Source organism: Mangrovibrevibacter kandeliae (genome assembly GCF_024519155.1).
In the GTDB taxonomy this organism is placed as follows: domain Bacteria; phylum Pseudomonadota; class Alphaproteobacteria; order Rhizobiales; family Rhizobiaceae; genus Mangrovibrevibacter; species Mangrovibrevibacter kandeliae.
In genome coordinates this window covers 343,315-361,606 of the sequence record NZ_JANIFJ010000004.1, presented here as the reverse complement: position 1 = coordinate 361,606, position 18,292 = coordinate 343,315, and the positions used below count along the sequence as shown (strand labels likewise).

Here is an 18,292-nt window from a genome sequence, read left to right as displayed (position 1 = left end):
CGCACAGCCCCTTTGACCTCCCGGCGACCGCGCCTAGTTCCCGCCACAAAGTCTGCGCTGCGTTGCAATGAGGGGGCACCATGGCCGAGGCACGCAATTTTCCGGCCCTGTGGATCACCGGCGCCGTCCTGGGCTTCATAGGCCTGATCCTCGGGGCCGGCGGTCTCTGGCTGATCCTCCTCGGCGGTTCCTGGTACTACCTCGTCGCCGGCGCGGTGCTGATCCTGACGGCGGCGATGCTGATTGCCCGGCGGCCGGAAGCGCTTTCGGTCTACGCCCTCCTGATCCTCGGAACCCTCGTGTGGAGCATCTGGGAGTCGGGCTTCGACTGGTGGCGGCTCGCGCCGCGCGGCGATCTCCTCGTCATCATCGGCGTCTGGCTGATCACCCCCTTCATCACCCGCAGCCTCGGCGCGATGGATATCAACGCCGCGTTGGACGGGGTGAAGGTGCACCCGAGCGCGACGCGCGGCTCCGGCCTCGCGCTCTCCTTTTCGCTCCTCGTCGCGCTTCTCGTTGCCGGCGTCGCCCTCGTCGGCGACCCGACCCGCGTCGAGGGAGAGCTGCCGCAGGCGCGCGCCGACGTGCCGGACGACGCGCAGGGCGTGCCGGCAGCCGACTGGCATGCCTACGGGCGCACCGACTATGGCCAGCGCTTCTCGCCGCTCGCGCAGATCACGGCCGACAATGTGGGTCAGCTCGAGGTCGCCTGGCACTACGAGACCGGCGACGAGCGCGGCCGCCCGGGCGATCCGGTGGAGACGACCTACGAGGTGACACCGCTGAAGATCGGCGACCGCCTGTTCCTCTGCACGCCGCATCAGAACGTCATCGCCCTGGACGCCGTCAGCGGCAGGGAGATCTGGCGCTTCGACCCGAAGATCCAGGGCGAGCTGGCGCTGCAGCACCTCACCTGCCGCGGCTTGTCCTATCAGCCGCCGGGTGCGGCCAATGCCGGCGCCACCGCCACCTCGGCGCCTCCGGCCGACGCGGCCGCGCCGACAACCCCGCCTGCCGGGGAGGCCCCCACTGCGGCTCAGGCCGCGCCCGCCCCCCGGGACGCGATGGCCGATCCCGCCCAGCCGCAGGTCGCCGCGAACGGACCGGAAGGCACCTGCGACGCCAAGCTGTTCATGCCGACCGCCGACGGGCGGCTGATCGCGCTCGACCCGGACAGCGGCGAAGCCTGCTCGAACTTCGGCGAGAACGGCCAGATCAATCTCTGGCAGAACATGCCGAACGTGAATCCCGGCTCGTATTACTCGACCTCGCCGGTGGTGATCGCCGGCAATCTCGTCATCGTCGGCGGTACGGTGCTCGACAACGTGTCGGTCAACGAGGCCTCCGGAGTCATCCGCGCCTTCGACATCTCCACCGGCGCGCTCGTCTGGAACTGGGACTCCGGCAACCCGGACCAGACGGCGCCGTTGCCGCCCGGCGAGCACTACGTGCCGAACTCGCCGAACTCCTGGTCGATCTCAGCCCTCGATCCCGAACTCGGCCTCGTCTACGTGCCGCTCGGCAACCAGCCCCCGGACCAGTGGGGCGGCAACCGCTCGGACGCGGTCGAGCGGTACTCGTCGTCCGTCGTCGCGCTCGACGTCGCGACCGGCACGGTGCGTTGGGTCTTCCAGACGGTCCATCACGACCTGTGGGACTACGACGTGCCCTCGCAGCCGAGCCTCATCGATCTCACGGTCAATGGCGAGACGGTGCCGGCGCTGGTGCAGCCGACCAAGCAGGGCGAGCTCTACGTGCTCGACCGGCGCAACGGCCAGCCGGTCCTGCCGGTCAACGAGGTGCCGGCCCCGCAGGGCGCGGCGCAGGGCGATCACACGGCGCCGACGCAACCGGTTTCGGCGCTCTCCTACGATCCGCCGAAGCTGACCGGCGCCGACATGTGGGGCGCGACCCCGTTTGACCAGCTCTACTGCCGCATCGCCTTCCATCGGATGCGCTACGAGGGGCGCTACACGCCGCCGACCGAACAGGGGTCGCTGATCTACCCGGGCAATTTCGGCGTCTTCAACTGGGGTTCGATCGCCGTCGATCCAAAGCGACAGGTCGCCTTCACCACGCCGACCTACCTCGCCTTCCGCTCGCAGCTGGTGCCGCGGCAGAACCCGACCGACCTTTACGTCCAGGGCGGCAACCGACCGCAGGGCTCGCTGCCGGCGCTGAACGAGAACTTCGGCGCGCCCTTTGCAGTCAAGCTGTCCGCTTTCACCTCGCCGCTCGGCCTGCCCTGCCAGGCGCCACCCTGGGGCTATGTCGCCGGGGCGGACCTGACGACCGGCGAGATCGTCTGGAAGCACCAGAACGGCACGACGCGCGATGCCTCGCCGATCCCGCTGCCCTTCGCGATGGGCGTGCCCAACCTCGGCGGACCGATCATGACCGCCGGCAACGTCGCCTTCCTGTCCGGCACGATCGACTACTATGTCCGCGCCTATGACGTGACGACCGGTAAGCAGCTGTGGGAGGACCGGTTGCCGGCCGGCGGGCAGGCGACGCCGATGACCTACATGGGCGCGGATGGACGCCAGTACCTCCTCGTCGTCGCCGGTGGCCACGGCTCGCTCGGCACCAAGGCCGGCGACAGCGTCATCGCCTATGCACTACCGAAGGGTGCGACGCCGGCACAGTGACGGGGCAAGCGACGGCTGTCCCGTGCTTCCGGCTGTCCCAAAGGCACATTGCGGAGGTGCGCTCGCACCGCGAGTTGCCGGACGCTCGCGGCATCCCTTGCCCTGCCCTCTCCCGATAAGGAGAGGAAGTTCGTTGCTGGATTGGAATCGCGGCGATCACGGAGATGAACCGCACGTCCGAGCCGCTTCTTCTCCCCTTCGGCGAGAAGGTTACGGCAAGGGAATGGAGGCTCGTGGCAGGGCTTAAGAGGCAACCTGCTCCCAAGCCCCGCTCTACGTCGCATTGCTTGTCCACCCAGCGGACGTGCAATCGGCGCAAGGATTTTGCATGGGCGATGCAAACCCGACGAACACGCTCCACAGCGCCGCGCGCGACGGCTTCGCCGCCCGTGCCGCCACCTATGCGAAGGCGCGGCCGGACTACCCGGCCGCCGTCGAGGCCTGGCTGCGCGATTCAATGGGGCTGGGACCGGGCTCGGTGGCGATCGACCTCGGCGCCGGAACGGGCAAGTTCCTGCCGCGGCTGCTTGCAACGGGCGCCAGTGTGACCGCCGTGGAACCGGTCGCCGCCATGCGGTCGGAGCTATCGTCGCGCCACCCCGGCGTCACCGCGCTCGATGGAACGGCCGAGGCGATCCCTCTTCCCGAGGCGTCGGCGGATGCGATCCTCTGCGCGACCGCCTTCCACTGGTTCGCGACGCCCGCCGCGCTCGGCGAGATGCGGCGCGTGCTGAAGCCGGGCGGCCGCCTCGGTCTCGTCTGGAACATCCGGGACGACACGCCGGCCTGGGCGCAGGCAATCGCAGCGATCGTCGAACGCCACGCCGGCGACGCGCCGCGGCGGCGTGACGACGCCTGGCGCGCCCTGTTTCCCGGGCACGGCTTCGGCCCGCTCGCGGATACCCGTCTCGTGCACAGCCAGGTCGCCCCGAGCAGCGTGATCGTCGACCGCGCGCTCTCCATCAGCTTCATCGCGGCCCTGCCTGACGACACGCAGAGCGAGGTCGCCGAAGAGATCCGCATGGCGGTGGCCCACGCGCCGGAGCTTGCGGGGGATCTCGTGACGCTGCGCTACGAGACGCTCTGCTGCCGCGCCGACAGGCTCGACTGACGTCAGGCGAAGCGGCGCGCTGCCCGTCCGTGCGCTTCGCGCAGCGCCGGCAGGTCGACGCCGACCGGCGTGCCGTCGATCACGCGCCACTCGCCCTTCACCATCACCCGGTCGGCGCGGTGCGCGCCGCAGAGAACGAGTGCGGCGATCGGATCGTGCGCGCCCGAGAAGCGCAGCTCGTCGAGCGTGAAGAGGGCGAGATCGGCTTGCCGTCCCGCGGCGATGCGGCCGATGTCGGCGCGGCCGAGGCAGGCGGCGGAGCCTTCCGTCGCCAGACGGAGCGCGTCGCGCGCAGTCATCGCCTCGGGTGCGCGGTAGTTCAGCCGCGCGACCATCAGCGCATGACGCACCGCCTCCATCATGTTCGACGCGTCGTTCGAGGCCGAGCCGTCGACGCCGAGGCCGACGGGCGCACCCGCCGCCTGCAGCTCGTTCACGGGGCAGAAGCCGGAGGCGAGCACCGCATTGGAGGTCGGGCAGTGGCAGACGCCGACCTTGTGCGCGCCGAGCCGCCGGCACTCATCGGTCGTGAAGTGGATGCCGTGCGCCAGCCAGGTGCGTGGCCCGAGCCAGCCGGCCTCTTCGAGATAATCGAGCGGCCGGCAGCCGAAGAGCTCCTGGCAGTACCGGTTCTCGTCCTCGGTCTCCCCGAGATGGGTGTGCAGGCGGCAGTCGTGCCGCTCGGCGAGCTCGGCGCTCGCGCGCATGACGGCAAGGCTCGACGAGAAGGGTGAGCACGGGGCGAGCGCGATCTGCAGCATCGCGCCGTCCGCGCGGTCGTGATGGCGCGACAGAAGCCGCTCGCTGTCGGCCAGAATCGTGTCGGCGTCCTGCACGACGCTGTCCGGCGGCAGGCCGCCGTCCTTGACCGAGACGTCCATCGAGCCGCGCGTCAGCGTCACCCGGATGCCGAGTTGTGCCGCCTCCTCGGCCTCGATGTCGATCGCGTCCTCCAGCCCGGCGGAGAAGAGGTAGTGGTGGTCGGCCGCGGTGGTGCAGCCGGAGAGCAGGAGCTCGGTCAGCGCCAGGCGGACCGACAGCCGGAAGCTCTCCGGATCAAGACGCGCCCAGTAGGGATAGAGGCCGACGAGCCAGGGGAACAATGCCTTGTCGGTCGCGCTCGGGTGGGCGCGCGTCAGCGTCTGGTAGAAGTGGTGATGGGTGTTGACGAGCCCGGGCAGCACGACGTGCCGGGAGGCGTCGAACGTCGCGTCGACCGGCGCCGAGGGCCTGCCGCCGCCGGGGACCAGCTCGGCGATCCGGCCGTCCTCGACCACGAGGCCGCCGCCGGCGCCGTCGGCGAGGATCGCCAGCGGGTCCTTGAGGAACAGCCGCATCAGGCTGCGGCGGCAAGCGCCGGCATACCGCCCTGCCGCACCAGGAAGTCGAGCACGCCGTCCAGTCCGTGACTGCGGGACAAGTCGGTGAAGATCACCGGCAGATCGCCCCGGCCTTTGGCCGCGTCTTGGCGCATCCGGTCGAGATCGACGCCGACATGGGGCGCGAGATCGGTCTTGTTCACGAGCAGGAGGTCGGAGCGGGTGATCGCCGGGCCGCCCTTGCGGGGAATGTCCTCGCCCTGGCAGACCGAGATGACGTAGATCGAAAGATCGACGAGATCGGGCGAGAAGGTCGCGGCAAGGTTGTCGCCGCCGGATTCGACAAGCACCAGGTCGAGATCGCCGTGCCGCGACCGCAGCTCGCGGATCGCCTGGAGGTTGATCGAGGCGTCCTCGCGGATCGCGGTGTGCGGGCAGCCGCCGGTCTCGACGCCGATGATGCGGTCGGAGGACAGCGCCTGCAGCCGCACCAGCGCCTCGGCGTCCTCGCGGGTGTAGATGTCGTTGGTGACGACGCCGATCGACCAGGCTTCGCGCGCCGCCTTGCAGAGCTTTTCCACGAGGGTCGTCTTGCCGGAGCCGACAGGACCGCCGATGCCGACGCGCAGGGGCCCGTGCTTGGAACTCGGCAAGGCTCTGGACGTCATGAGCGGAAGATCCTCGGCGACAGCGCTTCGTGCCGCAACGCGGCGATCTCGGAAAAGAACGCCGCCGTGCCGAGGTCGTCAAGGTCGGAGAGCGCCGCCCGTGCGGCGACGTCGAGGAGGACGGGCTCGAGCCGGGCGAGGACTGCGACCGCACGGCTCTGACCGAGCGGCACGAGCCGCGTCGCCGCGCCGACGAGATTGGCCGCGCCGGCATGGGCGAACGCCGCGAGCGCGTCGTGCAGAGGGATGTCGACGCGACCGGTTACGGCGCCGACCGCAACGCAATAGGGCAGCACCGCCGTGGCGGCGTCGACGCCTTGAAGATCCTCCCACGGGCGGGCCGCCTCGGCGAAGGCTGCGCCGAGCGCGAGCGCCTCCTGCCGGCGCTCGGCCGATCCGGCGAGGGCGGTCGCAAGTTCGGCGACCTCCGCCAGCCGCGACCCGTCGCCGGCCAAGGCCGCCCTGTGCGCCTCGGCACAGAGGACGAGGTCGTTCCAGAGGCTGCCGTGCCGCAGCAGCGTGCCGATCCAGTCGCACACGGCCTCGGCGTCACCAAGCCGCCCGTCGCGCACCGCCGTCTCCAGCCCGCTGGAGTAGGCGAAGGCGCCGACCGGGAAGGCCGGCGAGAGAAAGGTCAGGAGACGCAGGAGCGACAGGCTCACGAGCGCTTCGCGAGATCGTCGTAGTCGCCGATCCACAGGTAGTGCAGCTCGCGCGCCACCCTGAGGGTCGGCTTCAGCCCGAACAGCACCGAGCCGATGACGAAGAGCCAGGTGCCCGCGGTCATCAGCTCGTCGTAGAAGAAGAAGATCGAGCCGACGAGGAAGGTGAGCGCCGCGGCGAAGTCGACGACGGTGTAGGCGACCTCGTAGAGCGCATAGAGGCGACGGTTCCGGTGGGTCTTGTTGCGGGTGTCGGGCTGGAACATCTGCATGCGTCTGGGACCGGCTGTCCTTGCGGTTGATCGGATGCCGCCGATGTGGCGCAGCCGGCCGCGCTCTCAATGCTCGTGGGCGACACCGTGTGCCTGCGCCGCATCCTGATCGTGGGAGTGCGCGTAGGCACCGCCCTCCGGATCGAAGGCCGCCTCGACCTCCTCCACGCGGGCGCCGAGCCCGAGCAGCATGTCGCGGATGACGGGATCCTGGCGGATCAGCAGGCCGTCGGCGGACACCTGCGCGGCCTGATGCCGGTTGCCGAGATGCCAGGCGAGCGACAGGAGATGGCCGGCGTCGCGACCGCTGACGGCATAGAGCGGCTCGGGCTTCGCCCGCACCTCGACGATCCGCCCGTCGTCGAGGAGGATGCCGTCGCCCTCGCGCAAGAGCAGCGCCTCCGGCAGGTCGAGCAGGAAGGCGATGCCGCCATCGGAGACCATCGCCATGCGGCGGCGGTGGCGGGCCTGCTCGTCCAGCGTGATGGTGTCCGCTGCCCCATCCCAGTCGCCCTTGCGACGCACGCTCTCCGCCACGATCATCCACACCGCTCCTCGATCGCGCCCGCGACGGGCCGCCGGTGATCCATATCGGCCTCCGGCACGTCCCGCCGCAAGCGCACGCATCGGTCCGGCTAACTAGAACAGGAAGTAGCGCTGTGCCATCGGCAGGACGTCGGCGGGCTCACAGGTGAGGAGCTCGCCATCGGCCCGCACCTCGTAGGTCTCCGGGTCCACCTCGACATGCGGCGTGGCCGCGTTGTGGATCATCGACGCCTTGGAGATGCCGCCGCGGGTGTTCTCGACGGCGAGGAAGGTCTTGTCGCAGCCGAGCCGGCCGCGCAGACCGTCCGCCATCGCCGCGCCCGAGACGAAGGTGACGCCCGTGGCGCCGACCGCCTTGCCATAGGCGCCGAACATCGGCCGGTAGTGCACCGGCTGCGGCGTCGGGATCGAGGCGTTCGGGTCGCCCATCGGCGCGGCGACGATCATGCCGCCCAGCAGCACCATCATCGGCTTGACGCCGAAGAAGGCCGGATCCCAAAGCACCAGATCGGCGCGCTTGCCGACCTCGATCGAGCCGATCTCCCGGCTCATGCCCTGCGCGATGGCCGGATTGATCGTGTATTTGGCGACGTAGCGCCGGGCGCGCAGATTGTCGTTGTCGCCGGTCTCCTCGGAGAGGCGCCCGCGCTGGCGCTTCATCTTGTCGGCCGTCTGCCAGGTGCGGATCACCACCTCGCCGACGCGGCCCATCGCCTGGCTGTCCGAGGCGATGATCGAGAACGCGCCCATGTCGTGCAGGATGTCCTCGGCCGCGATCGTCTCCTTCCGGATGCGGCTTTCGGCGAAGGCGATGTCCTCGGGAATCGACGCGTCGAGATGGTGGCAGACCATCAGCATGTCGAGGTGCTCCTCGAGCGTGTTGACGGTGTAGGGCCGGGTCGGGTTGGTGGAGGACGGCAGGACGTTCGGCAGGCCGCAGACCTTGATGATGTCCGGCGCATGACCGCCGCCGGCACCCTCGGTGTGGAAGGCGTGGATCGTGCGCCCCTTGAAGGCGTCGACGGTGTGCTCGACGAAGCCCGACTCGTTGAGCGTGTCGGTGTGGATCATCACCTGCACGTCGTGGTCGTCGGCGACGGTCAGGCAGCAGTCGATCGCCGCCGGCGTCGTGCCCCAGTCCTCGTGCAGCTTCAGGGCGCAGGCGCCCGCCTTCACCATCTCGACCAGCGCGGCGGGCAGCGAGGCGTTGCCCTTGCCGGAGAAGCCGATGTTCATCGGCAGCGCGTCCGCCGCCTGGATCATCCGCGCCAGATGCCAGGGGCCGGGCGTGCAGGTGGTGGCGAGCGTGCCGTGGGCCGGGCCGGTGCCGCCGCCAAGCATGGTCGTCACGCCCGAATAGAGCGCCTCCTCCACCTGCTGCGGGCAGATGAAGTGGATGTGGCTGTCGAAACCGCCGGCGGTGAGGATCTTCCCCTCGCCGGCGATCGCCTCGGTGCCGGGGCCGACGATGATCGTCACGCCCGGCTGGGTATCCGGGTTGCCGGCCTTGCCGATCGCCGCGATCCGCCCGTCCTTGAGGCCGACATCGGCCTTGTAGATCCCGGTGTGGTCGAGGATCAAGGCATTGGTGATGACCGTGTCGACCGCGCCTTCCGCGCGGCTCGCCTGGCTCTGGCCCATGCCGTCGCGGATCACCTTGCCGCCGCCGAACTTCACCTCCTCGCCATAGGTCGTGAGGTCCCTCTCCACCTCGATGAAGAGTTCGGTGTCGGCGAGCCGCACCTTGTCGCCTGTGGTCGGGCCGAACATCGCGGCATAGGCGGCGCGGGAGATCGTGGCGGGCATGAGGGGCGCGGTCCTCGCAAGGCAGGTGGCGACGGTCGAGAGTGGCCCGGCCGGTGGCAGAAAGGCAATGGCTTCGATGCGCTGCACAACACCCGCGACGCCGAACGGGCCGGCAACCAGCGCCCGCCCGCCCTATATCCGAGGCACCAACCACGAGAACGGGAAGGCAGGACGATGATGCGACTGCTGTTGAGCGCCGGCGCCGCGCTGCTCATCGCCGAGCCGGCTCTGGCGCAGGCCTTCGATCCCGGCCCCCCGGGCACCGTCGTCGGCAGCAGCATGGCCGGCAAGCGCATCGGGCCGTACACGCCGCGCACGCAGCCGCGGATCAAGGGGGCGCGTGTCTTCGGCGACACGGTCGAGGAGCGCGCCTATGGCCGCGACTACGACGACAGCTACCTGACGCCGGAGATTCCTGTGTTCCGCAGTCAGTCCGACAGGGATGCGCTGCGCGCGAGCCAGGGTCGTTCGCGGCTCGACGATGCGAGTGCCGGCGCTTATGCGAGGTCCGGCCCGAGTGCGATCGGCGGGAGCGCGATCACCCGTCCCGGCAGCCAGCGCTCGCACCGCGCGGTCATCGTTCCCCGCAAGCCGTCCAAGCGCGGCCGATAGCGGCATGGGCGCGCCGCGTCGGAACATGACAGTGTCGCGCCGGTTGTTGTCGGAGCGGTGATTCCAACGCTGCACCGCTTGCGGAATGCCCGCGGACCCGAGAGGAGGACGGTATGCGTACGAGGATAGCGATCGCGGCAGCACTCCTGTGCGGCCTTTCCAGCACGGCGAACGCGCAGAGCAGCGGCATCGGCGGCTCCTCCGGCGGCTCTTCGACCGGCGGCTCCAGCCTGTCAGGCGGCAGTTCCGGGATGGGCAGCGGCGTCAGCTCATCGAACACGACCCTTCGCAACCCGGGCGGCAGCGCCACGACCGGCAGCATCGGCACCGGCTCGTCGACGGGGACCGCAAGCGGCATGAGCGGATCCGGCATGTCGTCGTCGAACCCGAGCATCCGCGGCGTCGACAGCTCCGGCGCGACGTCGACGGGAACCGTGTCCAGCGGGTCGGCGTCGAACTCCGGCAGCACGCAGTACCAGGCGACCGAGGGCGCGACGGACATCAACTCCATCAACGCCGACTCGATCGCGCGCGGCGGCAACGCGGGCGCCGCAACGGCCACCGGCGGCAGCGGCGCCAACTCGAACCTCGGCGGCAGCGCCAGTGTCGAAGGCACCGAGGCGGCCAGCGGCACCGCGGGTGCCGGTTCCTATCGGATCAGCCGGCCGCGCGTTGCGGTGGACCTCAACGACATCCGCGGCGCGCTCGAGAGCACGCCGACCGCGACCCCGAAGCCGAACGGCGACTGACGTCCGACGTCGATGTGGAGCCGTCGGCTCGCGCCCGCCTTGAGGGAGTCGGCGCGTCTGCGAACGCGGGGCGCCGCGTTATAGCGCGCCCATCACCGCTGCATTGAAGCCATAGACCTGACGCCCGCCCCGCAGCGGCACCAGCGTCACGTCACGGCTTTGGCCCGGCTCGAAGCGGACGGCCGTCCCGGCGGCGATGTCGAGTCGCATGCCCCTCGCCCGCTCCCGGTCGAACGCGAGGGCAGGGTTCGTCTCTGCGAAGTGGTAGTGCGAGCCAACCTGCACGGGTCGGTCGCCGCGATTGGCGACCGTGAGGGTCAAGGTCTCGCAGCCTTCGTTGAGGATGATGTCGCCCTCGGCGGTCATGACTTCACCCGGGATCATCTGCGACGTCTCCTCGTTGCGAGCCGGCCGGCGTCCCAGCCGGCCGGGTTTCCGAAGTCGACGGCCTCAGCCGGCCATCAGCACGAGTCCGGCGACGGCGGACGCTGCGCCCAGCATGCGGACCAGCAGCGGGCGGCCGCTGCGCGCGACCGCATCGCCGACGAGAAGGCCGATCCCGTGCAGGCCGGCGGTCGTCAGCGCAAAGCCGATGCCGAAGTCGAGCGCGCCGGCTTCGCCGAGTTCGCTGCCGTGGGCATAGCCATGGAACAGGGCGAACAGCGCGACGACTGCGGCGGCGGGCGCGGCGGGCAGCCTCACCGCGAGGGCGACCAGGAGACCGAGCGCCACGATCGAGGCGAGGATCGTCGGCTCGACGAACGGCAACGACATGCCCGCAAGCGCCAGCGCGAATCCGCCGCTCATGGTGGCGACAAAGGCTGACGGAACGACCCAGCGGGCCGCTCCGCCAATCGTCGAGGCCCACAGGCCGACGGCGACCATCACCAGAAGGTGGTCGGCGCCCGTCAGCGGGTGCGAGACGCCGGCGAGCAGCGAGCCGTGCTCCGCCGGGTTGAGGTGGGCGAAGGCCGGTGTGGCCGCGACGAGGGCGGCGGCGGCGATGGAAAGGCGCTTGAGCATGTGGGTCCCTTGAAGTTCGGTCGACGGACGCCCCGGGTTGGGTCGCGTCTCGCTCGGAAGTGGCTCCTGCGATGGAATGGGAGCCTTCCGACCTTGGCGATGATGGAAGCCGAGCCGACCCCTGTCAAAGCCTTTCTCGCACTCGCGAAATCGGCGAATGCCCCGCGTCATCGAAAAGAAGAGGAAACCACGGCGAAATGAAGCGCGGCGCGGTGCAATCCGATGGCAACGTGCCGCCGCTAGACCGTCTCTCGGAAGCGCTGCAGGCCAATGCGGCGCCGGATGGCTGATCGAGCTTCGGCCGCACGGTCGAAGCCGAAGACCGACGACAGGATGGAGCGGGAAATGATCAGGCTGTGTCTCGTTGCGGCGGCGACCCTTTGTGCCGGTGGTGCCGGGCCGCGGGAGCCGACGCTGATGCGCAGCGTCGTGATGGATGGCATGGCCGGTGCTGCCTACTATTCGCATGTCGAGGGCGGCTATCGTTTCGTGCAGGCGGCCGGGCACGCCGAGCCCGCGCTCGCCGTCTCCTCGCTGAGTCGGTAGGGCGCCGGCAGGCACGCCGCGGCGCGAGCGCCGTCAGCGAATCGGCTCGTGCACCGTCACGAGCTTGGTGCCATCGGGAAACGTCGCTTCCACCTGGACGTCAGGAATCATCTCGGCAATTCCCTCCATCACCTGCTCGCGGCCGACGACGTGCGCGCCGGCTTCCATCAGGTCGGCGACCGAACGCCCGTCCCGTGCGCCCTCGACCACGTAGTCGGTGATCAGCGCGATCGCCTCCGGATGGTTCAGCTTCACGCCGCGGGACAGCCGTTTGCGCGCGACCTCCGCGGCCATCGCGATCAGAAGCTTGTCCTTTTCCCGCGGCGTCAGGTTCATGCTCAGGCTCTCCGATCCGGCGTCAGAACGACCATAGCCGGGGCAGCGGCCGTGTCGAGAGGGCGTGGAGCAGCGGCACCAGCCGTCGCCGCAGGGCCTGGCCGCTCTCGGCGACCAGCCGGCAGACGAGAAGCCCGTCGAACCTGCTCGCCCCGCCCGCCTCGCCGATGATCCGCCGTGCCGCCTCCAGAGCCGGCTCAAGAGCCTCGGCCTGCAGCAGCACCGTCGCAAAGGCCGTCGCGCCGCCCAGCCCCGCCGCAGCGACCGTCAGCCGCTCCAGGTCACCACCGAGCCGCAGGTCTTCGGCAAAGACGAGGCGACCGTCTCGGCGGATGCGCCAGCGTTCGTGCAGGAGGCCCGAGCGCAGGCTCTCGCCCATCGCCTGCCGGCCGAGGATGACGCTCTCGACGACGAGGAACCGGCTGGACGCGGCGCAGTCGAGCTCGAGCCGGCGCCGCAGCCGCCCACCGTCGAAGAGGATGGTCTCCTGCGGCAGCCAGGCGAGCTCGGCCTCCTCGCCGACCGCAACGGTCGTTGCCACCTCAGCCGTTCCCGCCGATGCCCGGTAGATCCGCTCGCAGGCCTGCGTCGTGACGGTGAGGCCTGCGGCGGCCCCGACCTCGTAATGCTGCTCGATCCGGTCGCCGCCGGTCAGGCCGCCCGAGGTGTTGATCAGCACCGCCTCGGCCTGCGGCAGGCGCGGAAAGCGCAGCTTCAGGCAGCCCGCCTGGTGCAGCCGCTTCAGCCGCGTCGATGCGCCCTCCGGCGCATGCACGACCGCGCGCGCCGTGCCACGCGCACGCTGCAGCGTCACGGTCTCGTCCCTCACCTCGATGCCCAGCAGCCCCTCCCCGCACCGTGCGCCGCGCGAACCGTCGCGCCGACCGGCGACGGCCTCACACCATCAGGTGCCGGCGCACCTGCGGGTCGTCGAGATCCTCAGCGACACCCGCGTGGACGATCTCGCCGCGGTCCATGACGTAGACCCGGTCGGCGAGCTCGCGGCAGAAGTCGAGATACTGCTCGACGAGGAGGATGGCGAGGCCCGACTGCTCCTTGAGGAAGCGGATCGCCCGGCCGATGTCCTTGATGATCGACGGCTGGATGCCCTCGGTCGGCTCGTCGAGGACGAGGAGCTGCGGCCGGGTGACGAGCGCGCGCCCGATCGCCAGCTGCTGCTGCTGGCCCCCGGAGAGGTCGCCGCCGCGCCGGCCGAGCATGTCCTTCAGCACCGGGAAGAGCTCGAAGACGTGCTCGGGGATCGAGCGCTGGGCCGGACCGAGCGGCGCATAGCCGGTCTGGAGGTTCTCCTTGACGGTCAGGAGCGGGAAGATCTCGCGGCCCTGCGGCACGAAGCCGATGCCGCGCCGCGCCCGGGTGTAGGGTGCCTCGCGCCCGAGGTCGTAGCCGTCCAGCGAAACGCTGCCCGCGCGCACCGGCTGCTGGCCGACCACGGCGCGCAGCAGGCTCGTCTTGCCGACGCCGTTGCGGCCAAGGACGCAGGTGATCTCGCCGCGCTTGGCCTCCAGCGAGACGCCGCGCAGCGCCTGCGCCGCACCGTAGTAGAGATCGACCTTCGAGACGCTCAGCATGTCGGACACTCCGGCCGGGCCATGGTCGCGAGATGTGCAGGCCCGCCCCCACCGCGTTCCTCTCCCCATCGGAGGGAAGTCCAGACTGGGGAGGGCAAGACCCGCGGTCTGCCGGTGTCGGTCGCAGATGCCCGGCGCGCGGTTCTCCACCTGTCGCGCCCGCACCCCTCCGCCGGTCGCTGCGCGACCACCCTCTCCCCGCCGGGGAGAGGAACAGCGCTCGATCCGGCCGGGCCGCATGCAGCCACCTGCCACTCCAGGCCGCGACCTCGGCGAGCAAGCGGGTCAGCCTTCAGCGCGTTCTTCTCCCCACCGGGGAGAAGTCCCGGCAGGGGATGCGGGGAAAGCCCGCTGCGCGCCCTGCGCAAGACGTTACCGCCCAAGATACACCTCCACCACCCGCGGATCGGCCGACACCTGGTCGAGCGGTCCCTCGGCCAGCACCGAGCCCTCGTGCAGGCACGTGACCTTCACGCCGAGAGCGCGCACGAAGTGCATGTCGTGCTCGACGACGACGACCGAATGCTTCTGCGAAATGTCGCGCAGGAGCCGCGCCGTCTCCTCGGTCTCGGCGTCGGTCATGCCGGCGACCGGCTCGTCGACGAGGAGGAGTTCCGGATCCTGCGCGAGGAGCATGCCGATCTCCAGCCATTGCTTCTGGCCGTGCGACAGGTCGGCGGCGAGCATTTTGCGTTTTGCCTCGAGCCGGGTCAGCGCCAGGATCTCCTCGATCCGCTGGCGCTCCGGCGCGTCCTTGCGGTGGAACAGGGCGCGCAGGATGGAGCGCGAGCCGGACAGGGCGAGGCGCAGATTGTCCTCGACCGTATGGCTCTCGAAGACCGTCGGCTTCTGGAACTTGCGGCCGATGCCCATGCCGGCGATCTCGGCCTCGTCGTGCTGCGTCAGGTCGACGTCGCCGCCGAAGAAGACCTCCCCTTTGTCCGGCCGGGTCTTGCCGGTGATGATGTCCATCATCGTCGTCTTGCCTGCGCCGTTGGGGCCGATGATCGCGCGCATCTCGCCGCGTTCGACCACCAGCGACAGGTTGTTGATCGCCTTGAAGCCGTCGAAGCTCTTGGTGACCCCGTCGAGATAGAGCAGCGTGTCGCGGCGCCGGCGTCCCTTGCCCTCGGCAGCGAGGCGCGCCGCGCGCTCGGTGGCCCAGGGGTGGGGTGAAACCACAGGCCGCGGCGGCCATCCGTTCTCCCCGGCGTCCGGATCGCCCGCGGCCGGGTCCGGCCCGGCAAGCGAGATCGACGTCAGCGAGGGCGCATAGCCCTGCGGCTCGTGGAGCACGCGGATCTGCCGGGAGGCTTCCTCGACCATTGTCATATCCCCCTCACTCCGCCGGATTCGGCACGGCATCGGTCGCGCCGCTCGACCCGCCCCGTTCCGCCAGCCGGGCGCGGCGTCGCAGGCGGAGCGCGTCCCAGCCGTGATCGAAGGTGCCGACGATGCCGCGCGGCAGGAGCAGTGTGACGACGACGAACAGGCCGCCGAGCATGAACAGCCACCCCTCCGGCCATGCCGCGGTGAAGTAGCTCTTGCCCCAGTTGACGAGGAGCGCGCCAATCACCGGGCCGAGCAGCGTGCCGCGCCCGCCGACCGCTGCCCAGATCACCACTTCGATCGAGTTCACCGGGGCAAACTCGCCGGGATTGATGATGCCGACCTGCGGCACGTAGAGCGCGCCGGCGACGCCCGCCATGACCGCCGAGAGGGTGAAGGCGAAGAGCTTAACGTGCTCGGCGCGCCAGCCGAGGAAGCGCGTCCGGCTCTCGGCGTCGCGCACCGCGATCATCAGCTTGCCGAGCTTCGATCGGGTCACCGCGCCGACGACGAGGACGCCGGCGACCAGCGCCGCGCAGGAGGCGGCGAAGAGCGCAGCACGGGTCGAACGGGCCGCGATCGGGAACCCGAGGATGTCCTTGAAATCGGTCAGGCCATTGTTGCCGCCGAAGCCCATGTCGTTGCGGAAGAAGGCGAGGAGCAGCGCATAGGTCATCGCCTGGGTGATGATCGACAGGTAGACGCCGGTGACGCGGCTGCGGAAGGCGAAGTAGCCGAAGACGAAGGCGAGCAGGCCCGGCACCAGGAGGACCATCAGCGCCGCGAAGGCGAAGTGGTCGAAGCCGTACCAGTACCAGGGCAGCTCCTTCCAGTTGAGGAAGACCATGAAGTCGGGCAGCAGCGGATTGCCGTAGACGCCCCGCCCGCCGATCTGGCGCATCAGGTACATGCCCATCGCATACCCGCCGAGCGCGAAGAAGGCGCCGTGGCCGAGCGACAGGATGCCGACATAGCCCCAGACGAGGTCGAGCGCGAGCGCGAGCAGCGCGTAGCAGACATACTTGCCGAGCAGCGGGACGAGATAGTTCGGCACGTGCAGCGGATGGCTGGCCGGCAGCCACAGATTGGCGGCCGGCACCAGGATCGCGGCAGCGACGAGCACGGCGACGAGGATCCACACGCGGGCGCCAAGGTGTCGTGCGAAGATCATCGGGCGGCCTCCGCCTGTGCAGACTGCGGGCGCCGGCGATCACGACGAGACTGATCTCTCCCCTCGCGGGGGAGATGGGCGGCAGCCCGGAGGGGGGTCCGAACCTCAAGCGTAGCCACGTCACGCGTCAGAGCCTGACGCCGCTCACCCCCCTCTGCCTTGCCAGGCATCTCCCCCTCAAGGGCGGAGATCGGCCCGTCGCCGGCGCCCGCTCGAAGGGCCTGGTCTCTCGATCCAAGCGTCATGCGTCCACGAACCTTCCCTTCAGCGCGAAGAGGCCGCGCGGGCGCTTCTGGATGAACAGGATCAGGAGCACCAGCACCACGATCTTGCCGAGCACGGCGCCTGCATAGGGCTCCAGGGACTTGTTGAGGATGCCGAGGCTCATGGCGCCGACCAGCGTGCCCCAGAGATTGCCGACCCCGCCGAAGACGACCACCATGAAGGAATCGATGATGTAGCCCTGCCCGAGATTGGGTGAGACGTTGTCGATCTGGCTGAGCGCGACGCCGGCGATGCCGGCGATTCCCGAGCCCAGCGCGAAGGTCAGCGCGTCGACCCAGGGCGTGCGGATGCCCATGGCGGCGGCCATCCGCCGGTTCTGCGTCACCGCGCGCATCTGCAGCCCCATCGGGGTGCGGTTGAGGATCAGCAGCAGCACCGCGAAGACGACGAGCGCGAAGACGATGATCCATAGCCGGTTCCAGGTCACCGACATCAGGCCGACGTCGAAGGCGCCGGACATCCAACCGGGGTTGCCGACCTGCCGATTGGTCGGGCCGAACAGCGTGCGCACCCCCTGCTGCAGGATCAGCGACACGCCGAAGGTGGCGAGCAGCGTCTCCAGCGGCCGGCCGTAGAGGAAGCGGATGATGCAGCGCTCGACCGCGAGACCGACGAGGCCGGAGACGAGGAAGGCGAGGGGCAGCGCGATCACCAGCGACCAGTCGAACAGGCCCGGCGCATTGGCGCGGATCAGTTCCTGCACCACGAACGTGGTGTAGGCGCCGAGCATCACCATCTCGCCATGCGCCATGTTGATGACGCCCATGACGCCGAAGGTGATGGCAAGGCCGATCGCGGCGAGCAGCAGCACCGAGCCGAGCGACAGGCCGTACCAGACGTTCTGCGCCTGGTTCCAGAAGGCGATGGTGCTCTCGATCGCTGCGGCGCCGGCCTGTGCCGCACGGTGCAGGACCGGGTCGGCGCTCGAGGCCGACAGGGAGTTCAGGACGTTCAGCGCGGCGCGGTCACCCCGGTGCTGAAGCACCTTCACCGCTTCCACCTTCTCCTCGGACGGCCGGTCCGAGCGCAGCACCGCGGCCGCGCGCGACTCCTCCATCTTCTGGCGGACCGCCGGCACGGTTTCGGCAGCGATGGCCGCGTCGAGCGCTGCGATGCCCTGCGCATCGGCCTCCGAGAACAGCGTCTCGGCCGCGTTCAGCCGGACGGCGGGATCCTTTGCCCGCAATGTGAGGCCGGCCAGCGCATCGGAAATCGCGTTGCGGATCGAATTCTTGATGCGGACCTTGGTGAGGCTGCTCTGCGGCGCGGTTCCGGCGGGTTCGCCGGTGATCGGATCGAGCAGCGTCGCCGGGTCATCGCGGCCGTGAACGATGAAGACCGCCTGGTCGCTGTCGCGCCAGTAGAGCTCGCCCTCGCCGAGCGCCCGCAGCGCGCCGGCCACCGATGGATCGCCGGTCGCGGCGAGTTCGCCGATCACCCCCTCGGTCGCCTCGAAGCTCTGCTTGCCGCCGAACTTCTGGACGATTGCGTGCGGATCGACGCCCTGCGCCGCGGCGGGAGCCGGGGCTGCACCGGCCAAGGTGACGGCGAACAGGAAGAAGGCGAGCGCACGCGCCAGAGCCACGATCATCATCCTCGAACGAGCCGGACTGCAGT

Annotated in this window: 19 protein-coding genes; 5 read left to right on the top strand and 14 right to left on the bottom strand. The window is 70.0% G+C overall.

Translation table 11 applies throughout. The features are described 5' to 3' along the window. Positions 1–80: 80 nt before the first annotated feature. Positions 81–2,648, top strand: a complete 2,568-nt coding sequence (locus NPA30_RS13515; protein ID WP_256803221.1) for a glucose/quinate/shikimate family membrane-bound PQQ-dependent dehydrogenase — start codon at positions 81–83, stop codon at positions 2,646–2,648. 328 nt (positions 2,649–2,976) lie between these two features. Continuing rightward, the gene (locus tag NPA30_RS13510) at positions 2,977–3,759 is read left to right on the top strand and encodes a class I SAM-dependent methyltransferase (protein ID WP_256803220.1); all 783 of its coding nucleotides are present in this window, start codon (positions 2,977–2,979) and stop codon (positions 3,757–3,759) included. Between the two features lie 2 nt (positions 3,760–3,761). Here NPA30_RS13510 and NPA30_RS13505 read toward each other — a convergent pair whose 3' ends face one another. The 6 genes from NPA30_RS13505 to ureC form a co-directional block, all read right to left on the bottom strand. Continuing rightward, a complete protein-coding gene (locus tag NPA30_RS13505; protein WP_256803219.1) occupies positions 3,762–5,096 on the bottom strand; it encodes an 8-oxoguanine deaminase in 1,335 nt (444 codons plus the stop codon). After that, positions 5,096–5,746, bottom strand: a complete 651-nt coding sequence (ureG, locus tag NPA30_RS13500; protein ID WP_256803218.1) for an urease accessory protein UreG — start codon at positions 5,744–5,746, stop codon at positions 5,096–5,098. Before ureG ends, NPA30_RS13505 begins: the two co-directional genes overlap by 1 nt. After that, on the bottom strand, positions 5,743–6,408 hold the full coding sequence (locus tag NPA30_RS13495; protein ID WP_256803217.1) for an urease accessory protein UreF: 666 nt from the start codon (positions 6,406–6,408) through the stop codon (positions 5,743–5,745). The genes ureG and NPA30_RS13495 overlap by 4 nt, the downstream gene beginning before the upstream one ends. After that, entirely contained in the window at positions 6,405–6,680 is a 276-nt protein-coding gene (locus NPA30_RS13490; RefSeq protein ID WP_256803216.1) for a YrhK family protein, read from the bottom strand. The genes NPA30_RS13495 and NPA30_RS13490 overlap by 4 nt, the downstream gene beginning before the upstream one ends. A gap of 66 nt (positions 6,681–6,746) precedes the next feature. Beyond that, positions 6,747–7,223: an urease accessory protein UreE gene (locus NPA30_RS13485; RefSeq protein ID WP_256803215.1), complete on the bottom strand. Its 477-nt coding sequence runs from the start codon at positions 7,221–7,223 to the stop codon at positions 6,747–6,749. A gap of 96 nt (positions 7,224–7,319) precedes the next feature. Further along, entirely contained in the window at positions 7,320–9,032 is a 1,713-nt protein-coding gene (gene ureC, locus NPA30_RS13480) for an urease subunit alpha (RefSeq protein WP_256803214.1), read from the bottom strand. 174 nt (positions 9,033–9,206) lie between these two features. Between ureC and NPA30_RS13475 the strand changes: the two genes are divergently transcribed. Both NPA30_RS13475 and NPA30_RS13470 read left to right on the top strand, forming a co-directional pair. Next, the gene (locus NPA30_RS13475; protein WP_256803213.1) at positions 9,207–9,644 is read left to right on the top strand and encodes a hypothetical protein; all 438 of its coding nucleotides are present in this window, start codon (positions 9,207–9,209) and stop codon (positions 9,642–9,644) included. 113 nt (positions 9,645–9,757) lie between these two features. Beyond that, positions 9,758–10,393 (top strand): hypothetical protein, encoded by a 636-nt coding sequence (locus NPA30_RS13470; RefSeq protein ID WP_256803212.1) that lies wholly within the window; start codon positions 9,758–9,760, stop codon positions 10,391–10,393. A gap of 78 nt (positions 10,394–10,471) precedes the next feature. On the opposite strand, the gene NPA30_RS13465 is transcribed toward NPA30_RS13470, so the two are convergent. Then, positions 10,472–10,777, bottom strand: a complete 306-nt coding sequence (locus NPA30_RS13465; RefSeq protein ID WP_256803211.1) for an urease subunit beta — start codon at positions 10,775–10,777, stop codon at positions 10,472–10,474. Positions 10,778–10,843: 66 nt separating this feature from the next. Beyond that, entirely contained in the window at positions 10,844–11,416 is a 573-nt protein-coding gene (locus NPA30_RS13460) for a HupE/UreJ family protein (protein WP_256803209.1), read from the bottom strand. 345 nt (positions 11,417–11,761) lie between these two features. Here NPA30_RS13460 and NPA30_RS13455 point away from each other — a divergent pair, with 345 nt between their 5' ends. Next, entirely contained in the window at positions 11,762–11,962 is a 201-nt protein-coding gene (locus NPA30_RS13455) for a hypothetical protein (protein WP_256803208.1), read from the top strand. 33 nt (positions 11,963–11,995) lie between these two features. Here the strand turns inward: NPA30_RS13455 and NPA30_RS13450 are convergent, their stop codons facing one another. The 6 genes from NPA30_RS13450 to urtB all read right to left on the bottom strand — a co-directional run bounded on the left by NPA30_RS13450 (position 11,996) and on the right by urtB (position 18,269). Further along, positions 11,996–12,298, bottom strand: coding sequence for an urease subunit gamma (locus tag NPA30_RS13450; protein ID WP_256803207.1), 303 nt, complete (start codon positions 12,296–12,298; stop codon positions 11,996–11,998). A gap of 22 nt (positions 12,299–12,320) precedes the next feature. Then, on the bottom strand, positions 12,321–13,112 hold the full coding sequence (locus NPA30_RS13445; RefSeq protein ID WP_256803206.1) for an urease accessory protein UreD: 792 nt from the start codon (positions 13,110–13,112) through the stop codon (positions 12,321–12,323). 82 nt (positions 13,113–13,194) lie between these two features. Continuing rightward, positions 13,195–13,890, bottom strand: coding sequence for an urea ABC transporter ATP-binding subunit UrtE (urtE, locus tag NPA30_RS13440; protein ID WP_256803205.1), 696 nt, complete (start codon positions 13,888–13,890; stop codon positions 13,195–13,197). Between the two features lie 372 nt (positions 13,891–14,262). Continuing rightward, entirely contained in the window at positions 14,263–15,216 is a 954-nt protein-coding gene (gene urtD, locus NPA30_RS13435) for an urea ABC transporter ATP-binding protein UrtD (RefSeq protein WP_372338800.1), read from the bottom strand. A 13-nt stretch (positions 15,217–15,229) separates the two neighbouring features. Beyond that, positions 15,230–16,390 (bottom strand): urea ABC transporter permease subunit UrtC, encoded by a 1,161-nt coding sequence (gene urtC, locus NPA30_RS13430; RefSeq protein ID WP_256803204.1) that lies wholly within the window; start codon positions 16,388–16,390, stop codon positions 15,230–15,232. Between the two features lie 241 nt (positions 16,391–16,631). Beyond that, on the bottom strand, positions 16,632–18,269 hold the full coding sequence (urtB, locus tag NPA30_RS13425) for an urea ABC transporter permease subunit UrtB (RefSeq protein WP_372338799.1): 1,638 nt from the start codon (positions 18,267–18,269) through the stop codon (positions 16,632–16,634). Positions 18,270–18,292: the final 23 nt, after the last annotated feature.